This is a genomic window from Brevundimonas sp. DC300-4 (assembly GCF_049897365.1).
Lineage (GTDB): Bacteria > Pseudomonadota > Alphaproteobacteria > Caulobacterales > Caulobacteraceae > Brevundimonas.
In genome coordinates, this window is record NZ_JAFCWC010000004.1 from 40,978 (window position 1) to 58,786 (window position 17,809).

Sequence of the window (17,809 nt, forward strand, 5' to 3'; positions counted from 1 at the left end):
CGCATGCCCAAGCCGAAACTCGAGACAGCGTTCGAACGCCTGCTGTTCCGCTCGCGCTGGCTGATGGCGCCCTTCTACGTCGGTCTGGCGGCAGCGCTTCTGATGCTGCTCGTCGTCTTCGTGCGCGAGCTCTTCTACTATCTGCCCCAGGCCTTCGCGGGCGGACCCGGCATGAGCTCCAACGACGTCATCCTGGCCGTCTTGTCGCTGGTGGACCTGTCATTGGCCGGCAATCTGCTGCTGATCGTGATGTTCTCGGGCTACGAGAACTTCGTCTCCAAGCTGGATCTGGACGGTGAGACGGATCGGCCGCCATGGATGGGCACCGTCGATTTCTCGGGCCTGAAGATGAAGCTGATCGCCTCGATCGTGGCGATCTCGGGCATCCAGCTGCTGAAGTTCTTCATGCATTTCGCCGAGGGCGGAGAGATCAATCAGGTCGAGGCCATGTGGGGCGTCATCATTCACCTGACCTTCGTCACCTCCGGGGTGCTTCTGGCCCTGATGGACTGGCTGACCGGCAAGACCGACAAACACTAGGGGCCCTCTCCGGGAGGGAGAGGGATCAGGTGACGGCGTACCGCTCTTCGATCCCGTCCGCCTCGAATTCATGCCGGTCCAGACTGTCCAGGCACGCCTGCACCAGCCGTTGGAACAGCCCGTCATCGCTGGCCGCCACCGCCGGCAGCAGATAGTCCGTGACCTCCGCCCGCACCGGCAGCGTCCCCACCGGTCCCGGCACGCTGATCGCGAGCCTCAACCCCTCCGACAACCACTGCGCCACGGTGTCGAACAGCAGTTCCGACTGAAGAAACTCCGTCCGCCGCACGACATACAGGGTCATCTCGCCGGTCAGCAGGCCGTCCGGCCGTACGATGATGCCGCTGAGGTCCGGCCGCCAGTCGTCCGACAGCTCCACGACCCGCCAGACGCAGAACCACGTGCGACAGGTCTGCGGCCGCACCGCATGGACCGAACACCCGGCCCCGTCGACGCAATAGGCGCAAAGCCGCCCTGTCGGCTTGGACAGCTCGGGCAGGTCCAGCGGAATGAACCGGCAGCATTCGACGCAGGGACCGCATTCGCGGCCGGGGATCAGGGGCAATTCCATCGACCCACTATAGCGATCCCGAACGGCAACCTCTCGTTAACCTCGTCGCCCCAAGGCTGACGCAAAACCCGGCGATGCTGGTCACAGGCTCGCGGGGACGAGCCGCACCTCTTTCGGGACACCGCCATGCACCGCCGCCACCTGATCCAGACCGGTTTCGCCGCCGCCTCCGTGACGGCGCTGGGCGCCTGCGCCACCAGCCCGCGCCAGCCGACCGAGCCGAACTATCCGATCGCTTCGGACGCCAATGCCCAGGCCTATACGGCTGACGAGCTGGTCGCCGCCGGCTCGCGCGAACTCGGCATCGCCGCCGAGGCCATGGGCTCCGCCATCGAACGCATCTTCCGCGACCAGGGCGACGCCCCCACCGCCTATATCGCCGGAGAAGAGGGCGCCGGCGCCGCCGTGATCGGCCTGCGCTATGGCCGCGGCGCCCTGCATATGAAGGACCACTCCGCCTCGCAGGACGTGTTCTGGCAGGGAACCTCGATCGGCTGGGACATCGGCGGCAACGCCAGCCGGGTCTTCACCCTGGTCTATGGCCTCTACGCGCCCGACGCGATCTATCGCCGCTATCCCGGCATCGAGGGCACGGCCTATCTGATCGGCGGCCTGGGCGTGAACTATCAGCGCGCCGACGGCATCGTCCTGGCCCCGGTCCGTACCGGCGTGGGCCTGCGCCTCGGCGCCAATGTCGGCACCATGTCCTACAGCCGCCAGCGCAACCTGCTGCCCTTCTGATCTCGCAGACAAGTTCGGACTACTGAGCGCCCCTTCGGAACGCCACCAGGGCCTGTTCGCGGACCCGGGGGTCGCCGACCGCGATGATGCGTCCGTCGCCGTTGACCGGCCCGCCGCGCCAGTCGGTGACTTGGCCCCCGGCCGCCTCGACCACCGGGATCAGGGCCGACCAGTCCCACAGCTTCAGGCCGGTCTCGGCCACCATGTCGATCCGGCCCATGGCCAGCATGGCGTAGGCATAGGCGTCGCAGCCGTAGCGGGCCAGGCGGGCCGCCGCCATCACCTGGGTCCAGGCGCCCAGTTCCGGCCCTGTGAAGATCTCCGGCGCCGTGGTGGCGATGACCGCATCGGTCAGTTTAGCGCAGTCCCGGACCTTGATCGGTTGGGTCTCGCCCCGGCTCATCAGGACGGCGCCCGAAGGCCCGCCCAGGAACAGTTCGCCGATGTAGGGCTGGGAGATGGCGCCGACGGTGGATCGTCCACCGACCGAAAGTGCAATCAGGGTCGTCCACAATGGCAGGCCGGCGATGAAGGCGCGCGTCCCGTCGATGGGGTCCAGGATCCAGACGTGTTCCGCGTCCGGCCGGTCTTCTCCGTACTCCTCGCCGATGACCCCGTGGTCGGGATGCCGGCTGGCGATCAGTTGCCGGATGGCGGCCTCCGCCTCCTTGTCCGCCTGGGTGACCGGATCAAAGGCGCCGGGGCCCGCCTTGTTCTCCTCGGCGTAGTCGCCGCGAAAGAAGGGCAGGGTCACCCTGGCGGCCACGGCGGCCAGTTCGACGGCGAAGGATTCAAACTCGGTCATGAGCGGAGGGCATACAGACGCCGCCCCCCCGCGTCATCACTAGACACACTCCGATCCAAATCGCGAGTCCGCGCTCAAGCAGCGAGGCGGAGCCTGTCCTCCGGCCGATCGAAGATCGGACCGGGGGGCGAGCCGAGCGGTAGCGCCCTCACAAATCAGGAAGGCGAAGCTTCGCCTTCTGTGTGCAGCGACTTGGCCAGGTCCAGCAGACGGCGGCGCGGACGCTCGCCCAGCTGGTAGTAGGCCTGGATCAGGTCGAGGGTTTCCTTGCGGGAAAACATCTCTCCGCCGTTGGCGCCGGCCTGTTCCTTGCGTTCCATGGCTTCGGCCAGGCCGTCGTAGAAATAGCTGATCGGCGTCTCCAGCGCCTCGGACAGCTGCCACAGGCGCGCTGCCGAGATGCGGTTCGCGCCGCACTCGTATTTCTGGATCTGCTGGAAGCGGATGCCGACCTGGACGGCTAGCTGTTGTTGCGTCAGCCCCAGCAGGCGACGACGACGGCGCAGGCGGCGCCCCAGGTGAAGGTCGATATCGGTGGCCATTGCCCAGTCCCCTTGGTCTAGCGGGCTGTGCCAAAGCGGCACGGCTCGCCCGAACTGCCGCAACGACCATGCCGTGTTCTCGTGACGGGCGAGCGATGGCGAACGCGGGTCGAGGAACCCGCGATCATGGACAGGCAACCTCTGCCGCCGAAGCGCATTATTCAGGCCACCTAAGCTTTGGAAGGAATGGAACCATGGGTCTCGGAATTATCGGCTGGATCGTCATCGGCATCGTCGCCGGCTGGCTCGCAGAAAAGGTCATGGGTCGTAATCACGGCCTCGTCACCAATCTGATCGTGGGCGTCATCGGCGCCCTGCTCGGCGGCTTCATCGCCGGCAACCTGCTGGGTCTGGCCGTCGGCGGCTTCAACCTGGTGACTCTGCTGGTCGCGTTCGGCGGCGCCGTGCTGCTGCTGTTCCTGCTGGGTCTGGTCAAGCGTCGCGGCTGATCCACCGTTAGCGGAAACAAAGAAGGGGCGGCCCGTCGGGCCGCCCCTTTTTCGTTGGACTGACGAGACCCTAGGCTTGGGGCGTCGGCGGGGTCGAGCCGTCCGGCTCACGGGTGTCGTCGGTCGTCTTGGGTTCAGCCGGCGCCGAGGTCGGGCTCGGATTTGCGGCCGGATCTCCGGCGGCAGGCACAGTCCTGGTCTCGCCGGCCGGAGCAGCCTCTTCGACCACCGGAGCCGTGTTGAACTCGGCCGAGCTGATGCCGACCACGACATCGGCTCCTTGCTGGGTCAGGCCGCCCAGCGGGACGCCGCGCAGATCGCCGTCAGCGCCGCGAACGGTGAGTTCCTGCTCGCCGGCGGCATTGCTTTGAACACCTTCGAGGGTGCCGAGAACCGTGCCGTCCGAGCCCGTGACGCTGGAACCCGGTTGCAGCTGGAGCGAGCCCTGGGCCTGTGCGGTCGGCGCGGTCTGCGCCGCGGCCGGAGCCATGGCGTCCTGGGCCAGGGCCGGGGCGGCGGTCAGGAAAGCAGCGGTCACGCCGGCCAGAAGAACTGTCTTGCGGATCATGTTTCTGTCGCTTGATGGAGCGGGACGAGAGCGCCCGCCGATGGACCTAACCACATCCGTTACGGATTGTTTCAGGCGCCCGGAAATGACCTTTTCCGCGCCCGTATCGGCCGGATCACGTCGGATTCCGGCCTCAGAGCATCGCGGGAATGACACGATCCGGGGGACGGTGGCCGTTCTGGTAGGTCATCACATTGAGGATCACGCGGTCGCCCATATCCTGACGCGCCTCCAGCGTCGCCGAACCCAGGTGGGGCAGCAGGACGACATTGGGCAGGCCGATCAGGCCCGGATGGATCACCGGCTCATTCTCGTAGACGTCCAGACCGACGCCCGACAGCGCCCGGCGCGCCACGGCCTCGGCCAGGGCCGCCTCGTCGATCAGTTCGCCCCGCGCCGTGTTGATCAGGATCGCGTGCGGCGGCAGCAGCGCCAGCCGCCGGGCTGACAGCAGGTGGTGCGTCTCCCTCGTTGCCGGGCAGTTCAGCGAGATGACGTCCATTCGCGCCAGCATCTGGTCCAGGTCGTCCCACCAGGTCGCGCCCAGCTCTTCGATGATCCGTTCCGAGACAGGCTTCCTGTTGTGATAGTGGACCTGCATGCCGAAGGCCCGGGCCCGGCGGGCCAGGGCCTGTCCGATCCGGCCCATGCCGACGATCCCCAGCCGCTTGCCCCACAGCTTGCGTCCGCACATCCAGGTCGGGGTCCAGCCCTCGAACTTGCCGGCCGCCACGACCTCGGCGCCCTCCACGATCCGGCGGCTGACGGCGAGGATCAGACCCATGGCGAGGTCGGCGGTGTCCTCGGTCAGGACGCCCGGCGTATTGGTGACGATGATCTGGCGCGCGACGGCGGCGTCGATGTCGATGTGATCCACCCCGGCGCCGAAATTGGCGATCATCTTCAGCTGCGCGCCGGCGCCGTTGATCAGGGCGGCGTCGATCTCGTCGGTGATGGTGGGAACCAGGATGTCGGCGCGCTGGACGGCGGCCTCCAGCGCCGCCCGGTCCATCGGGATGTCCTTCAGGTTCAGTTCGGCGTCGAACAGTTCGCGCATGCGCGTCTCGACTGCGTCGGGCAATCTTCTGGTTAAGACGACCTTAAGCCTGGGGCTGGACATAGGGACCTTGGGTTATTCACGGGCGCCACACGGGCAGGCCCGGGTGCGCCGGGTCGATGCCAGTGACTAGCAAGTTCGGGTCTAGCAAGTCTCGCAGCCGCTTCCAAAGCCTCTCGCGTCGCATCGGCGGCGTGGCGGCCTTGCTGGGTCTGGCGGTCCTCGCCGGAGCGAGCGCCACCATGCCCGACGGGCGGCCGACGCCGACGGGGCTGGAGGTGCCGCGCTGGCTGACGCTGAAGTCCTCGGAAGTGCGCGCCCGCATGGGACCGGGCCTCGACTACCGTATTCTCTGGGAGTATCGCGCCGCCGGCCTGCCGGTGCAGGTCATCGCCGAAACGCGCGAATGGCGAAAGATCTGCGATCCTGAAGGCTCCGTCGCCTGGGTCCATCGCAGCGTGGTCTCGGCCCGACGCGGAGCTTTCAACGCCTCGCTGCAGGAGGTCCCGATCCGCACCGGTCGCTCTGATGACGCGGCCGTGAAGGCCCGGTTCTCACCGCGCTCCGTGGTCGCCCTGGACGACTGCAAGGACGGCTGGTGCGAGGTCCGCGCCCGCAAGCTGCGCGGCTGGGTGGCGGAAGGGTCGATCTTCGGCGCTGGCGCCCGTCCCCTGTGCGACGCGTCACGCCCGGCGGGCGAAGCGCCCTGACCCTTCCGTCTCCCTCCGGGAGAGGCAAAACACCCTCATACCCATCAACGGACGCCCGGAATCACCCAACGATTTCAATGGCCGAAACTTTTTAGAGCCTTTATCGCAGGCGCCCTCCGAACCGGGCGTACACTTCTCCCGTCCCGTCGCGAGGGGAAGGCGTCCTGGGCCCAGGAGCCGGACGTGCGAGGGGGCGCGATCGAGCGGGAAACTGCATCGCTGCGCGCGGCCGAGGACCCTGATCCGGCGACGACCTGGATCCGTGGAGGCACGAACCGGCGCGGATGCAGGACTGTCTGCGGGGTGACAAACCGTGGAGCCCGGAGGGACCTGACACCCTCCGCCCGTCGTGGGCTTAGGTCGGACTGGGTTTAAGCGGCGCAAAGGTCCGGGGGTCGAACAGACACCACCCCGGCAGGCTGCACGAAGCCCGTCACCGGCCGCTCGCGTGAACCGGTCGCGACGGAGCCCCGGCGCGAGCCGAAAATTCTCATCCGGTCCCCGTAACGCGAAAGCAGGGGGCCATATCGGTTCCGGGCGACCGCCCGGGCTCCGTCGGCTTCCCCGACCCGTTCACAGCGGAAGAGCGATGACTCACGTCCAGTCTTCTCCCTCCCCCTCGGGGGAGGGTGGTCGGAGCCGAAGGCGGAGACCGGGTGGGGGCGGCAAGGCAAAGCCCCGCAACCCAGCATCCGCATCGCCCTGCCGCCCCACCCCGTCGCTGCGCGACGACCCTCCCCGAGGGGAAGGGAGAGCCTCGCCCAATAGCCAAGCTTGCCCCCGTCACCAGTTGAGCCCTTCGCTCCCCTCGTGTAACCCCGGCGCAACACCACGGAGTCGCAATCGCCTTGACCGCCTCGAAATACCCCTCGTCGTTCGACCACGCCGCCCTGCTGGCCTCTGGCCGGGGCGAGCTCTTCGGGCCGGGCAACGCCCAGCTTCCGGCTCCGCCGATGCTGATGTTCGACCGGATCACCGAGATCAGCGGCGACGGCGGCGAGCATGGCAAGGGCTATATCGAGGCCGAACTCGATATCCATCCGGACCTGTGGTTCTTCCAGTGCCACTTCATCGGCGATCCGGTCATGCCCGGCTGCCTCGGTCTGGACGCCATGTGGCAGTTGGTCGGCTTCTACCTGGGTTGGATCGGCGGCCCCGGCCGGGGTCGGGCGCTCGGCGTCGGTGAGGTCAAGTTCACCGGCCAGGTCCAGCCGGACGTGAAGAAGGTCACCTACAAGATCACCCTGAAGCGGGTCATCAATCGTCGTCTGGTGATGGGAATCGCCGATGGGGTGATGGAAGCCGACGGTGTGCCTATCTATACGGCCAAGGACATGCGCGTGGGCCTGTTCGGGGCGGGTCAGACCGCCTCCGAACCGGTCGGCGGCTCGTCCGAAGTCGGCTAATCGACATAATCCGCGACCAACGTGGACAAGGCAAAAGGAAACATTATGCGGCGTGTCGTCGTTACGGGTCTGGGCATCGTCTCCTCCATCGGCACGGGCCAGGAGGAGGTCACGGCCTCTCTGCGCAATGCCCGGTCGGGCGTGGTCTCGGCCCCCGATCACATCAAGTACGGCTTCCGCTCGCAGGTCTGGGCGCCCCCGTCGCTGGGCGTGACGGCCGAGGACTGGTCCCCGCTGGTCGACCGTCGCGCGGCGCGCTTCCTGGCCAATGGCACGGCCTGGGGTCATATCGCCTTCGAGGAGGCGCTGAAGGATTCCGGCATGACCCCGGAAGAGATCAAGTCCGAGCGCATCGGCCTGATCGTCGGCGAAGGCGGCCCCTCGACCCAGGTCATCCTGCAGGCGGCCCAGACGACGATCGAGAAGGGCGCGCCCAAGCGCATCGGCCCGTTCGCCGTGCCCAAGGCCATGGCCTCTGGCCCCTCGGCCGTCCTGGCCACCTGGTTCCAGCTAAAGGGGATCAACTATTCGATCTCATCGGCCTGCGCGACCAGCGCCCACTGCATCGGCGCGGGCGCCGAACAGATCGCTTGGGGCAAGCAGGACGTGGTTTTCGCCGGCGGGGTCGAGGACATCGACTGGTCCATGTCCAACATGTTCGACGCCATGGGCGCCATGTCGTCCGACTTCAACGAAACGCCGGGCCGCGCCAGCCGCGCCTATGACAAGGACCGCGACGGCTTCGTCATCGCCGGCGGGGCCGGCATCGTCGTGCTGGAAGAATATGAGCGGGCCGTGGCTCGCGGCGCGACCATCTATGCCGAGGTCACCGGCTACGGCGCCAATTCCGACGGCTACGACATGGTCGCCCCGTCGGGAGAGGGCGCGGAGCGCTGCATGAAGATCGCCCTCGACATGGCCGGCAATCCGAAGATCGACTACCTCAACCCGCACGGCACCTCGACCCCGGTGGGCGACTCCAAGGAGATGGGGGCGGTCCGCAATGTCTTCGGCGACCAGATGCCCATGATCTCCTCGACCAAGTCGCTGACGGGTCATTCGCTGGGCGCGGCAGGTGCGCAGGAAGCCATCTACTGCCTGCTGATGATGAAGCACGGCTTCGCCGCCGAGAGCGCCCATATCGAAAACCTCGACCCTGAGTTCGAGGGCATGCCGATCCTGCGCGAACGCCAGGACGGCGAGCTGAAGCACGTCATGTCCAACTCGTTCGGCTTCGGCGGCACCAACGGGACGCTGATCCTCTCGAAGGTCTGACGCGACCGGGACGCGGCGGCATTCCCCCGGGACCGCTGGAGGCGAAACCCTGGAACCCAACCCCTATATCCTTTTTTTGCTGGGCCTTGGCGCCGTGGTTCTGCTCGTCTCCTGGGCTCCAAAGGGGCTCAGCCGATTCCCGATCTCGCTGGCGATGATCTGCGTCGGGCTGGGCGTTGCGATCTTCAGTCTGGACGTGATGTCCTTCGATCCGGATCCGCGCACGTGGGACACCCTGACCGAACGGCTGACGGAGCTGGTCGTCATCATCTCCCTGATGGGAGCGGGCTTGAAGCTGGATCGACCGGTCAGCCTGAAGGGCTGGGGACCGACCTGGCGGCTGCTCGCCATCGCCATGCCGCTGACCATCGCGGCCACGGCCTGGCTTGGGGTCGCAGGTCTGGGGTTCAGCCTGGCGATGTCGCTGCTGCTTGGCGCGGCGATGGCGCCGACCGATCCCGTCCTGGCGTCCGACGTTCAGACCGGACCGCCGAAATCGGGCGAGGAGAACGAGGTCCGATTTAACCTGACCGCCGAGGCTGGGCTGAACGACGCCCTGGCCTTCCCGTTCGTAAATCTGGCCATTCTCGTCTCGCTGTCAGGGGCGGCGGTCTGGACAGGCCAGGGGCTGGCGCAATGGGCCGCAGTCGATGTCGCCTGGAAGCTGGTCGCGGGGGCGGCCATGGGCTGGGCCGTCGGCAAGGCGATGGGCTGGCTGATCTTCCAGGCCCACAATAATGGCATCTCGCGCCACGCCGACGGACTGGTGGCGATCGGGGCCACCTTCATCGCCTATGCGGCGACCGAAATCGTTCACGGCTACGGATTTCTCGCGGTCTTCGTCTGCGCCCTGACGATCCGGGCCTCGGAGCGCGAGGACGATTTCCACGAGGAGATGCACGACTTCGCCGAACAGATCGAACGGCTTCTGATGATGCTCGTGCTGGTTCTGTTCGGGGGAGCCCTGGCCAACGGCCTGCTGGACGCCCTCACCTGGACCGACGCCCTGATCGGCCTCGCGGTTCTGTTTATCGTCCGGCCGGTCGTGGGTTACGTGTCGCTGATCGGATCGCCGCTGCTGAAGCGTGATCGCGTCATGCTCGCCTGGCTGGGCATCCGGGGTCTGGGTTCGGTCTATTACCTGGCCTACGGCCTCAGCCACGGGGATTTCGGAGACTCGGAGCGTCTCTGGGCGATCACAGGCTTCATCATCCTGGTGTCGATCATCGTCCACGGGATCACGGCGACGCCTCTGATGGCGCTGCTGGAGCGACTGGGCGGCCGGTCTTTGCAGGGGAGAGCCGCCCCTGCTAACCCTCCGCGTGACGAACGACTCGGCTGACCGCCGGGCCTGAAGGAGAGACGACCATGGCGAGCGAGAGCGGCTGGAACATGCCCGCAGGCGAACTCATGAAGGGCAAGAAGGGCCTGGTCATGGGGGTCGCGAACTCGAACTCCATCGCCTGGGGCATCGCCTCCCAGTTGGCCGCGCAGGGGGCCGAACTGGCCTTCACCTATATGGGCGAGGGGCTGGAGCGCCGCGTGCGCCCGCTGGCCGAAAGCGTCGGCGCCAGACTGCTGATCCAGGCCGACGTCACCGACGACGCCTCGATGGACTCCGCCTTTGAACAGCTCGAGGCCGAGTTCGGCACGATCGATTTCGTCGTCCACTCCGTCGCCTTCGCCAACAAGGACGAGCTCAAGGGCTCGTTCGTCGACAACACCTCGCGCGACAGCTTCCTGCTGGCCATGAACATCTCCTGCTTCAGCTTTGTCGATGTGGCCCGGCGGGCGTCGAAGATCATGCCGAACGGCGGGTCTATGATCACCATGACCTACCTTGGCTCGGAGCGGGCCATTCCGAACTACAACACCATGGGCGTGGCCAAGGCGGCGCTGGAGGCGGCGACCCGCTACATTGCCCGCGATCTGGGTCCGCGCGGCATCCGCGTCAACGCCATCTCGGCCGGCGCCATGCGCACCCTGTCTCTGGCCGGCATCTCCGGCGGTCGGGGCATGATCGCCCAGGGCCGCGCCATGTCGGCGATGAAGGAGGACACCTCAATGGAGGGCGTCGCCGGCGCCGCCCTGTGGCTGTGCTCGGACCTCGGCTTCTCCACCACGGGCGAAGTCATCCACGTTGACGCGGGCTTCCACATGATGGGGCTGGCTGGGGACGAGGAAGCCTGACCCTATGGTTGCTCCCGGCCGCCAATCCTTTAGTGTCCGGGACCACGACTATCGGCGACCGCTGATTCAGCTCGCCCCGGGCCCTGAGACGACATGCAACTGACCATCGAACGTTCCGCGCTCCTGAAGGCCCTTGGCCACGTTCAGAGCGTGGTCGAGCGCCGGAACACAATTCCGATCCTGTCCAACGTCCTGCTGTCGGCGGGGCGCGACAAGCTGAGCTTCGCCGCCACCGATCTGGACATGGAGATGGTCGACGAGGCCGATGCGACCGTCCAGGTCGAGGGCCAGATCACCGCGCCGGCCCACACCCTCTACGAGATCGTCCGCAAGCTCCCGGACGGGGCCGAGGTCGCCTTGATCTACAACGGCGACGATCCGCGACTGACGGTCCAGGCGGGCCGGTCCAAGTTCAACCTGCCGGTCCTGCCGGCCGGCGACTTCCCGGTCATGTCGACCGAGACCTCGGGCACACGCTTCACCCTGATGAAGGAAGATCTGGCGCGTCTGATCGACAAGACCCGCTTCGCTGTCTCGACCGAAGAGACACGCTACTATCTCAACGGCCTCTATCTCCACACCGTGTCGGAGGGCGGGATCCCCCTGCTGCGCGCGGTGGCGACCGACGGCCACCGCTTGGCCCTGGCCGAGACCCCGGCGCCGGAAGGCGCAGCCGGCGGTCCCGGCGTGATCGTGCCGCGCAAGACCATCGATCAAGTCCGTCGCCTGCTCGACGACGGCTCGGGCCCGGTCGAGATCCAGGTCTCGCCGCAGAAGATTCGTTTCGAGTTCGGCCAGGCGTCCCTGACGTCCAAGGTCATCGACGGCGCCTTCCCGGACTATATGCGCGTCATCCCCAAGGGGAACGACAAACAGGCCGACATCGACAACGCCGTCTTCGCCTCCGCCGTCGACCGCGTCGCCACCATCTCGGCCGAGAAGAGCCGCTCGGTGAAACTGGCTTTCGAGCTGGATCGCGTCACGCTGACCGTGCGCAACATGGAGGCCGGCCAGGGCGTCGAGGAGGTCGAGATCGGCTATTCCGAGGCCCCGTTCGAGATCGGCTTCAATGCCCGCTACCTGCTCGACGTCGCCGGCCAGATCACGGGTGAGAACGCCACCTTCATGTTCGCCGACCCGGCCTCGCCCACCCTGGTGCTAGATCCGGGTGATCCGGGCGTCCAGTACGTGCTGATGCCGCTGCGGGTTTAAGCCCGAGGCGGCGGGTTCGCCCCTCGTGATTACCTCCCTCACCCTCACCGATTTCCGGTCCTATGCCTCTGCGGCCCTGCCCATTCCGGCGGGGCCGGTGGTGCTGCATGGGCCGAACGGGGCGGGGAAGACCAATCTGCTGGAGGCGCTGAGCCTGTTCACGCCGGGAAGGGGGCTGAGGTCCGCGACGGCGCAGGAGATGGGGCGGCGGGAGCCGGGTGAGCCGGGGGGGCGAGCCTGGGCCGTGGCGCTGACGCTGGACGGCGCTGATGGCGACGAAGTCCGTCTGGGCACGGGCGTGCAGGTCGCCGGGGCCGGGCGGCGGATGGTGCGGATCGACGGGGAGACGGCCCAGCCCGGGCGGTTGCTGGACTATCTGAGGCCCGTCTGGGCGACGCCGGAGCAGGACCGGCTGTTCTCCGATGCGCGGGCCGAGCGGCTGAAGTTCTTCGACCGGCTGGTGTTCGCCGCCGACCCCCGACATGCTGCGGCGGTCGCGGGATACGAGAAGGCGCTGCGCGAGCGGCTGCGGCTGCTGATCGACGGGGCCGAGGGGCGGGAAGCCGATCCGCTGTGGCTCGATGCGCTGGAAGCGCGGCTGGGCGAGACCGGGGCGCGGGCGGCGACGGCGCGGGCGCGGGCGCTGGCGGTGCTGCAGGCGGCGATCGACGCTCGCTCGGAACGGCCCTTCCCGCAGGCGGATCTGGCTCTGGTCGGGGAAACGGAGCGACTGGCTGAGTGCGGCGCTGAGGAGGAGGCCCTGGCGGGTTCGATCCGCGAGGGGATGGCGCGGGCGCGGAGCCGGGACGGGGCGGCGGGCCGGTCGCTGTTCGGGCCGCATCGGGCCGACCTGACCGCGCTGCACCGGGAGAAGAACCGACCCGCAGCGGAGGGGTCATCGGGCGAGCAGAAGGCCCTGGTCCTCAACCTGATCCTGGCCCAGGTCGGGCGGCTGTCGGGAGGCGGGGCCGCGCCGGTCCTGCTGCTGGACGAGGCGCCGGCGCATCTGGATTCCCATCGGCGGGCGGCCCTGTTCGACGAGATCACGGCCCTGGGCCTGCAGGCCTTCATGACCGGGACCGAGGCCGAGCTGTTCGAGCCGCTGGTCGGGCGGGCGACCTTCGTGCGGGTTGAGGGCGGGGCGCTGACGCCGGGATGACGCGTCCGTTTCGTCCGTCGAAAACACGCTGACGAAACGGACAAAACGGACGAACGCCGCCGTATTCAGGATTTCAAAAACCTGTTTGTGAAGTTGGTTCGCCCGCGCGCACGATCAAGGGGGAAAAAGGAATATTTTCTCTATGCCGTCGCCGGGTTGGCTTCACCTTCGACGCGCGGGTTGGGCGGCTTGCCCCCGAGCCTGTCCATGACCAGGAAAACCAAGGGGTTGAGCGAGATCGATAGCAGGGCGGCGGCCAGGATGAGGTCGTGGGTCTCCTGTCGCAACGCCCCCAGCGACACTCCGAGCGCGGCCAGGATGAAGGAGAATTCCCCGACCTGGGCCAGGCTGGCGGCGACGGTCAGACCGGTGGCCCGGTCCAGACCGAAACTGTGGGTGATGGCCAGGGCGGCGAGAGTCTTGCCGACGATGACGATGCCGAGGACGCCCAGCACCGACAGGGGGCGCTCGATGAGGATCATGGGGTCGAAAAGCATGCCGACCGAGACGAAGAACAGGACTGCGAAGGCGTCGCGTAACGGCAGTGATCGCTCCGCCGCGTTGTGGCCGAGCGGCGTGCCGTTCAGCACGAGACCGGCCAGGAAGGCGCCGAGCGCAAAGGAATGGAACAAATAGTAGGCGATCCAGGCGATGCCGAGGGCGATGGCCAGGACGCCTAGGGTGAACAGTTCGCGCGACCGGGTATGGGCGATCCGCACCAGGATCCAGGGCAGGACCTTGCCGCCGACGAACAGCATGGCGACCACGAAACCTGCGACCTTCAGCAGGGTCCAGCTGACGTTCAGGGCCAGGGCGGCCGGATCGACGACCTGGCCGTTGGTCAGGATGATCATCGGCAACATGACAAGGGCGATGACGATGACCAGGTCTTCGACGATCAGCCAGCCGACCGCGATGCGGCCGACCTCGCCCTTGTTCTGGCGGCGCTCCTCCAGCGCCCGCATCAGGACGACGGTGGAGGCGACCGACAGGGCGAACCCCATGAGCAATCCCTCCATGTCCGACATGCCCATGGCGAACCGGCCCAGCGCCCAGCCCAGCACCGTCGCGGAGGCGATCTGCACCAGAGCCCCCGGAATGGCGACCTTCCTGACCTTCATCAGGTCGGCGGGCGAGAAATGCAGGCCCACGCCGAACATCAGCAGGATGATGCCGATTTCCGCCAGTTGGGGCGCCAGGGTGGTGTCAGCCACGAAACCGATGGTGTGGGGACCTACCGCGATGCCCGCCACCAGATAGCCGACCAGGGGCGACAGCTTCAGCCGATTGGCGATCATGCCGAACACGAAAGCCAGCACGAAGCCCGCGACCAGGGTGGAAATCAGGCTGTCGGCATGCGGCATCGGCGCTCTTGGATAGGGCTGGTGTGTCTCTTGATGGGTGAACGCCAGATATTGGGTCTCAACCGGCGAGGGACAAGGCCGCAAAACGTCCTGATAGCTCGCTTTTCGCCTGCGAATTCCTATATAAACGACGCATCCGGGCGGCCTAAATCGGTCGCCAGGCAAATGCCATTTCTCAGCGGGTTGGACGGCGCAGGGCGCGGTCCGCGACACCCGCGTCTCCGGACGATTGAATGACCGACGAACCCCTGAGCGCACGCACCGAAGACACGGCCGAAGAGGCCGCCTATGGCGCGGAATCCATCAAGGTTCTCAAGGGCCTGGACGCGGTGCGCAAACGCCCTGGAATGTATATCGGTGATACCGACGACGGGTCCGGCCTGCACCACATGGTGTATGAAGTCGTCGACAACGCCATCGACGAGGCCCTGGCCGGTCACGCCGATCTCGTCGAGGTGATCCTGAACGCCGACGGCTCGGTCACGGTGACCGATAACGGGCGCGGCATCCCGGTCGATATCCACGCCGGGGAAGGCGTGTCGGCTGCAGAGGTCATCATGACCCAGCTGCACGCTGGCGGGAAATTCGACCAGAACTCGTACAAGGTCTCCGGCGGTCTGCACGGCGTGGGCGTGTCGGTGGTCAACGCCCTTTCGGACTGGCTGAAGCTGGTCATCTTCCGTAACGGCCAGCGCCACGAGATGAAGTTCGAGCGGGGCGACACGGTCGAGAGCCTGCGGGTGACGGGCGAGGCCCCGATACGCGAGAACGGCAAGGTTCTGAGCGGCACCCAGGTGACCTTCTATCCCTCGATCACGACCTTCGCCCACATCGACTTCGACCTGAAGACGCTGGAGCATCGCCTGCGGGAGCTGGCCTTCCTGAACTCGGGCGTTGTCATCAAGCTGCAAGACCATCGCCATGCCGAAGCCGTCGATATCCTGCTGCATTACGAGGGTGGCGTGGAGGCCTTCGTGCGCCACCTGGACAAGTCCAAGACGCCGATCCTGAAGGACGTCATCGTCATTCGCGGCAAGAAGGACAATATCGAGATCGACCTGGCCCTGTGGTGGAACGACTCCTACCACGAGACCATGTTGTGCTTCACCAACAACATCCCGCAGCGGGATGGAGGCACCCACCTCTCAGCCTTCCGCACCAGCCTGACCCGCGTCATGGGCGCCTATATCGAGAGCTCCGGCGCCGGCAAGAAGGAGAAGGTCTCCGTCACTGGCGAAGACGCGCGCGAAGGTCTGACCTGCGTCCTGTCGGTCAAGGTGCCGGATCCCAAATTCAGCTCCCAGACCAAGGACAAGCTGGTCTCGTCCGAGGTGCGGCCGGCGGTCGAGGGGCTCTGCTCCGAAGGGCTGGCGCAATGGTTCGAGGAACATCCGCTGGAGGCCAAACAGGTCGTCGGCAAGATCATCGAGGCGGCCTCGGCGCGTGAGGCGGCCCGCAAGGCGCGCGACCTTACCCGGCGCAAGTCGGCGCTGGAAATCTCCAGCCTGCCCGGCAAGCTGGCCGACTGTCAGGAGCGCGATCCGGCCAAGTCCGAGCTGTTCATCGTCGAGGGCGATTCCGCCGGCGGCTCGGCCAAACAGGCCCGCAACCGCGAGAACCAGGCCGTCCTGCCGCTGCGTGGCAAGATCCTCAACGTCGAGCGCGCCCGGTTCGACCGGATGCTGTCGTCCGAACTGATCGGAACCCTGATCCTTGCGCTCGGCACCGGCATCGGGCGTGACGACTTCAACGCCGACAAGCTGCGCTACCACAAGATCATCCTGATGGCCGACGCCGACGTCGACGGCGCCCACATCCGGACCCTGCTCCTGACTTTTTTCTATCGTCAGATGCCGGAGCTGATCACACGCGGCCACGTCTATATCGCCCAGCCGCCGCTCTACAAAGTCGCTAAGGGCAAGCAGAGCCGGTATCTCAAGGACCAGTCCGAGATGGACTCCTACCTGATCGAGGAAGGGTCATCGGAGGCCGAGCTGGACCTGTCGAACGGTGAACGCCGGATGGGTCTTGATCTGCAGTCCCTGGTGCGTGACGCCAAGGCCTATAGCGCCAGCGTCGACCGTTTGAGCCAGCGCGCTCCGGCCTTCGCCATCGAACAGGCGGCGCTGGCCGGTCTGTTCGCCGATGAGGCCGACATGGCCGGGGTGTCCGCCGCTGCGGCCGCGCGGCTGAACCTCTATGCGGAGGAAGGCGACGGGGCGTGGACAGGCGAGCCCGGAGAGCAGGGCGCCGTGGTCTTCACCCGATCACGCCGCGCGGTGCAGGAGACCATCGTGCTGGAAGAGGCGCTGATCCGCTCGCTGGACGCGCGTCGCCTGGCCGAACGGGCGAGTGCGTTCGAGGGCGTGTTCGCGGCGCCCGCCACCTATCGCCGCAAGGACAAGTCGACAACGATCCGGGGTCCGCTCGACCTGCTCAATGCCGTGCTCGACGCCGGCAAGAAGGGCTTGTCGATCCAGCGCTACAAGGGTCTGGGCGAGATGAACCCGGAGCAGCTGTGGGAGACGACCCTGGACGTCAACGCCCGCACCCTGCTGCGCGTCCAGGTCGACCACGCCGATGACGCCGACGATCTGTTCGCCAAGCTGATGGGCGACGTGGTCGAGCCGCGCCGCGAGTTCATCCAGGAAAACGCCCTGGACGCCGCCGTCGACGTCTGACGGCGACAGCCAGGATCAGTCTCAGGGCCGGCCCGCGTCGATATAGGCCTTCACGCTCGCATAGGACGGCGGCGAGGGGCGCATGTCCTCGCAGCTGATCTCGCGGATGGCGTCGTCGAAGCTGTCGGGGGCGATCGATTCCCACGGCTCCTCGGTGTCGTAGGGTTCCTCGGGCACGCCATCCGCGAAGGCGTCGCTCGTGGTGGCGACATGCGACTGACGGCCGTTGCAGCGGATGCCGAACTGGTCGACCGTATGGGAATAGTCGCTGGCGGTCGTGTCCATGGGCACGCGGGCGACCATGACCGTCAGCTCGTCGCCGGTCCGGACGACGCTGTTGACGTCGATCAGATAGTGTTTCGCCTCTGCGCGAGAGAAGGCCCACCACTCGGGCCCGGTGGCTTCCTGAACCGGCGCGGGGGCGCCGCCCAGCACCTTTTCCTGAGGCGGAGCCGTCTGGGCCTGCGCCGCAGCGGCCCAGAAAATTACCATGGCGGTCGCGATCGCATATTTCCGGATAGTCATAGTCGCCTCCCCAG

Annotated in this window: 18 protein-coding genes; 11 read left to right on the plus strand and 7 right to left on the minus strand. The window is 66.9% G+C overall.

Annotation, left to right across the window (positions count from 1 at the left end; all coding sequences use genetic code 11):
• Positions 1 to 3 precede the first annotated feature (3 nt).
• Positions 4 to 540 (plus strand): TIGR00645 family protein, encoded by a 537-nt coding sequence (locus tag ACP7AZ_RS08055; RefSeq protein ID WP_426037820.1) that lies wholly within the window; start codon positions 4 to 6, stop codon positions 538 to 540.
• A gap of 25 nt (positions 541 to 565) precedes the next feature.
• Here the strand turns inward: ACP7AZ_RS08055 and ACP7AZ_RS08060 are convergent, their stop codons facing one another.
• Positions 566 to 1,111 carry a hypothetical protein gene (locus tag ACP7AZ_RS08060; protein ID WP_426037822.1) on the minus strand — a complete coding sequence of 182 codons (546 nt, stop codon included), beginning with the start codon at positions 1,109 to 1,111 and terminating at the stop codon, positions 566 to 568.
• A 126-nt stretch (positions 1,112 to 1,237) separates the two neighbouring features.
• On the opposite strand from ACP7AZ_RS08060, the gene ACP7AZ_RS08065 reads away from it, so the two are divergent.
• Positions 1,238 to 1,852, plus strand: coding sequence for a DUF1134 domain-containing protein (locus ACP7AZ_RS08065; protein WP_426037824.1), 615 nt, complete (start codon positions 1,238 to 1,240; stop codon positions 1,850 to 1,852).
• Between the two features lie 19 nt (positions 1,853 to 1,871).
• Here ACP7AZ_RS08065 and hisN read toward each other — a convergent pair whose 3' ends face one another.
• Both hisN and ACP7AZ_RS08075 read right to left on the minus strand, forming a co-directional pair.
• On the minus strand, positions 1,872 to 2,657 hold the full coding sequence (hisN, locus tag ACP7AZ_RS08070) for a histidinol-phosphatase (RefSeq protein WP_426037826.1): 786 nt from the start codon (positions 2,655 to 2,657) through the stop codon (positions 1,872 to 1,874).
• Positions 2,658 to 2,812: 155 nt separating this feature from the next.
• Positions 2,813 to 3,199, minus strand: coding sequence for a helix-turn-helix domain-containing protein (locus ACP7AZ_RS08075; protein ID WP_426037828.1), 387 nt, complete (start codon positions 3,197 to 3,199; stop codon positions 2,813 to 2,815).
• 194 nt (positions 3,200 to 3,393) lie between these two features.
• Here ACP7AZ_RS08075 and ACP7AZ_RS08080 point away from each other — a divergent pair, with 194 nt between their 5' ends.
• The gene (locus ACP7AZ_RS08080; protein WP_426037830.1) at positions 3,394 to 3,648 is read left to right on the plus strand and encodes a GlsB/YeaQ/YmgE family stress response membrane protein; all 255 of its coding nucleotides are present in this window, start codon (positions 3,394 to 3,396) and stop codon (positions 3,646 to 3,648) included.
• Positions 3,649 to 3,718: 70 nt separating this feature from the next.
• Here ACP7AZ_RS08080 and ACP7AZ_RS08085 read toward each other — a convergent pair whose 3' ends face one another.
• Positions 3,719 to 4,216 (minus strand): superoxide dismutase, encoded by a 498-nt coding sequence (locus tag ACP7AZ_RS08085; RefSeq protein WP_426037832.1) that lies wholly within the window; start codon positions 4,214 to 4,216, stop codon positions 3,719 to 3,721.
• Positions 4,217 to 4,349: 133 nt separating this feature from the next.
• Positions 4,350 to 5,336 carry a 2-hydroxyacid dehydrogenase gene (locus tag ACP7AZ_RS08090; protein WP_426037834.1) on the minus strand — a complete coding sequence of 329 codons (987 nt, stop codon included), beginning with the start codon at positions 5,334 to 5,336 and terminating at the stop codon, positions 4,350 to 4,352.
• A 62-nt stretch (positions 5,337 to 5,398) separates the two neighbouring features.
• Here ACP7AZ_RS08090 and ACP7AZ_RS08095 point away from each other — a divergent pair, with 62 nt between their 5' ends.
• From ACP7AZ_RS08095 to recF, 7 genes are all read left to right on the plus strand, one after another.
• The gene (locus tag ACP7AZ_RS08095) at positions 5,399 to 5,983 is read left to right on the plus strand and encodes an SH3 domain-containing protein (protein WP_426037836.1); all 585 of its coding nucleotides are present in this window, start codon (positions 5,399 to 5,401) and stop codon (positions 5,981 to 5,983) included.
• An 848-nt stretch (positions 5,984 to 6,831) separates the two neighbouring features.
• Entirely contained in the window at positions 6,832 to 7,389 is a 558-nt protein-coding gene (gene fabA / locus ACP7AZ_RS08100) for a 3-hydroxyacyl-[acyl-carrier-protein] dehydratase FabA (protein WP_426037838.1), read from the plus strand.
• A gap of 45 nt (positions 7,390 to 7,434) precedes the next feature.
• The gene (fabB, locus tag ACP7AZ_RS08105; RefSeq protein WP_426037840.1) at positions 7,435 to 8,664 is read left to right on the plus strand and encodes a beta-ketoacyl-ACP synthase I; all 1,230 of its coding nucleotides are present in this window, start codon (positions 7,435 to 7,437) and stop codon (positions 8,662 to 8,664) included.
• 94 nt (positions 8,665 to 8,758) lie between these two features.
• The gene (locus ACP7AZ_RS08110) at positions 8,759 to 10,006 is read left to right on the plus strand and encodes a cation:proton antiporter (protein ID WP_426037842.1); all 1,248 of its coding nucleotides are present in this window, start codon (positions 8,759 to 8,761) and stop codon (positions 10,004 to 10,006) included.
• 50 nt (positions 10,007 to 10,056) lie between these two features.
• A complete protein-coding gene (locus tag ACP7AZ_RS08115; RefSeq protein ID WP_426038467.1) occupies positions 10,057 to 10,854 on the plus strand; it encodes an enoyl-ACP reductase FabI in 798 nt (265 codons plus the stop codon).
• A 93-nt stretch (positions 10,855 to 10,947) separates the two neighbouring features.
• Entirely contained in the window at positions 10,948 to 12,066 is a 1,119-nt protein-coding gene (gene dnaN, locus ACP7AZ_RS08120) for a DNA polymerase III subunit beta (protein ID WP_303696651.1), read from the plus strand.
• A 25-nt stretch (positions 12,067 to 12,091) separates the two neighbouring features.
• Positions 12,092 to 13,225 (plus strand): DNA replication/repair protein RecF, encoded by a 1,134-nt coding sequence (gene recF, locus ACP7AZ_RS08125; protein WP_426037845.1) that lies wholly within the window; start codon positions 12,092 to 12,094, stop codon positions 13,223 to 13,225.
• 140 nt (positions 13,226 to 13,365) lie between these two features.
• On the opposite strand, the gene ACP7AZ_RS08130 is transcribed toward recF, so the two are convergent.
• Positions 13,366 to 14,589: a cation:proton antiporter gene (locus tag ACP7AZ_RS08130; RefSeq protein ID WP_426037847.1), complete on the minus strand. Its 1,224-nt coding sequence runs from the start codon at positions 14,587 to 14,589 to the stop codon at positions 13,366 to 13,368.
• Positions 14,590 to 14,822: 233 nt separating this feature from the next.
• Here ACP7AZ_RS08130 and gyrB point away from each other — a divergent pair, with 233 nt between their 5' ends.
• Positions 14,823 to 17,270 carry a DNA topoisomerase (ATP-hydrolyzing) subunit B gene (gene gyrB / locus ACP7AZ_RS08135; protein ID WP_426037849.1) on the plus strand — a complete coding sequence of 816 codons (2,448 nt, stop codon included), beginning with the start codon at positions 14,823 to 14,825 and terminating at the stop codon, positions 17,268 to 17,270.
• Positions 17,271 to 17,291: 21 nt separating this feature from the next.
• Here the strand turns inward: gyrB and ACP7AZ_RS08140 are convergent, their stop codons facing one another.
• Positions 17,292 to 17,795 (minus strand): surface-adhesin E family protein, encoded by a 504-nt coding sequence (locus ACP7AZ_RS08140; RefSeq protein ID WP_426037851.1) that lies wholly within the window; start codon positions 17,793 to 17,795, stop codon positions 17,292 to 17,294.
• Positions 17,796 to 17,809 lie beyond the last annotated feature (14 nt).